The sequence below is a fragment of the Nguyenibacter vanlangensis genome (assembly GCF_013376155.1).
Lineage (GTDB): Bacteria > Pseudomonadota > Alphaproteobacteria > Acetobacterales > Acetobacteraceae > Gluconacetobacter > Gluconacetobacter vanlangensis.
In genome coordinates this window covers 1-1766 of sequence record NZ_JABXXP010000586.1, presented here as the reverse complement: position 1 = coordinate 1766, position 1766 = coordinate 1, and the positions used below count along the sequence as shown (strand labels likewise).

Here is a 1766-nt window from a genome sequence, read left to right as displayed (position 1 = left end):
GGCCCGACTGCCTGCCCTTCGCCGCCTCGCGGCCGCCGCGGGTGTGGGTCGCGCGCGGCAGCATGCCGTATTCGGCGGTCACCCAGCCCTTGCCCTGGCCGCGCAGAAAGGGCGGCACCCGCGATTCGACGGTGGCCGCGCACAAAATTTCGGTCCCGCCGACGCGGATCAGGGCCGATCCTTCGGCGTGGCGGGCAAAACCCGTCTCGATGGAAACGGGGCGCATCGCGTCGGGCGCGCGGCCCGAAGGGCGGGGGGTCATGGGATCGGCTCTCCGGATCGGCGGGCTTGTGTCGGTGACCGGGCGGAGATAACCCGAGCCCGGGGGCGATTGCCAGTCCCCGTTACATTCCTTTCCCGTCACGTTCCCCCCGTCACATTTCCCCTCCGTTCTTGTCACGCGCGCGCCAGCGCGCCAGATTTATGCCGATCGTTCTGTCCGGGCGCCAAGGAGGACAAGGAATATGGATCTGGGTCTGCCGGTTTCGCGCCCCGCCCTGCCGCCGGGACTGGATGCACGCTCGGCGGCGATCCTGCGCGAAATCGTCGAGCAATATGTGGAAACCGGCGAGCCGGTGGGCTCGCGCACCCTGTCGCGGCGGCTGCCGCTGTCGCTGTCGCCGGCGACGATCCGCAACGTCATGGCCGACCTGACCGAGGCCGGGCTGCTGTTCTCGCCCCATGCGTCCGCCGGGCGGCTGCCGACGGAAAAGGGGGTGCGGCTGTTCGTCGACGGGCTGCTGCAGTTCGGCAGCCTGGCCGACGACGAGCGCGATGCGATCACCCGCGCGCTCGAGATCAGGGGCCGCTCGCTGCAGGACATGCTGTCCGAGGCGTCGTCGATGCTGTCGGGCCTGTCCTCGGCCGCCGGGCTGGTGCTGGCGCCCAAGAGCGACGGGGCCGTGAAGCATATCGAATTCGTTGCGCTGGGCCCGGGCCGCGCGCTGGTCGTCCTGGTCGGGGCGGACGGACAGGTCGAGAACCGGGTGATCGAGACCCCGCCGGGCCTGCCGCCCTCGGCCCTGGTCGAGGCCGCGAACTATCTGAACGCCCACCTGGCCGGCCGCACGCTGGAGGCACTGCGCGACCATGTGCGCGCCGACATGGCCGCCAATCGCAGCGAACTGCACCATTTGACCGCCGAAGTGGTGGCCAGCGGCCTGGCGACCTGGAGCGAAGCCGATCGTGGCGGCACATTGTTCCTGCGCGGGCAGGCGCGGCTGCTGGCCGACGTGACGGAAATCGAGCGCCTGTCGACCATCCAGATGCTGTTCGACCGGCTGGAAACGCAGGAAACCATGCTGCGCCTGCTGGAACTGGCGCAGGAATCCGAGGGCGTGCGGATCTTCATCGGGGCGGAAAGCGGATTGTTCGGCCTGTCGGGCATGTCGGTGGTGGTGGCGCCGGCACGGACCGACAGCAACCGCATCGTCGGCGCGATCGGGGTGATCGGCCCCACACGCATCAATTACGGGCGCATCATCCCGGTGGTGGACTATACTGCGCGGGTCATCGGCAGGATGCTGGGCTGACGGTCCGGCATCCGGCCGGACCTGCCTTGCTGCTGCCATCTTCTGTTCCTACGGCTGGACGCGGTTCCGGTCATCCCCGAGCGACGAGGTCGTGCATGTCCCATCCCGACGTCCACCCTGGCGCCCATCCCGACGCCAGGCAGGCCGGCCTGTTCCCGATCGGCGGCGACCTTCCGGTGGCGCGCATGGGCTTCGGCGCCATGCGGATCACCGGCCCCGGCATCTGGGGCGATC

Annotated in this window: 1 protein-coding gene and 1 pseudogene; one reads left to right on the top strand and one right to left on the bottom strand. The window is 69.8% G+C overall.

Translation table 11 applies throughout. The features are described from left to right. A pseudogene (locus HUK84_RS16960) lies at nt 1–262 on the bottom strand (ribonuclease PH); the annotation flags it as partial. 202 nt (nt 263–464) lie between these two features. On the opposite strand from HUK84_RS16960, the gene hrcA reads away from it, so the two are divergent. Further along, complete coding sequence (gene hrcA, locus HUK84_RS16955) at nt 465–1532, top strand: heat-inducible transcriptional repressor HrcA (RefSeq protein WP_176641317.1); 1068 nt, start codon at nt 465–467, stop codon at nt 1530–1532. The last annotated feature ends 234 nt before the right edge of the window (nt 1533–1766 follow it).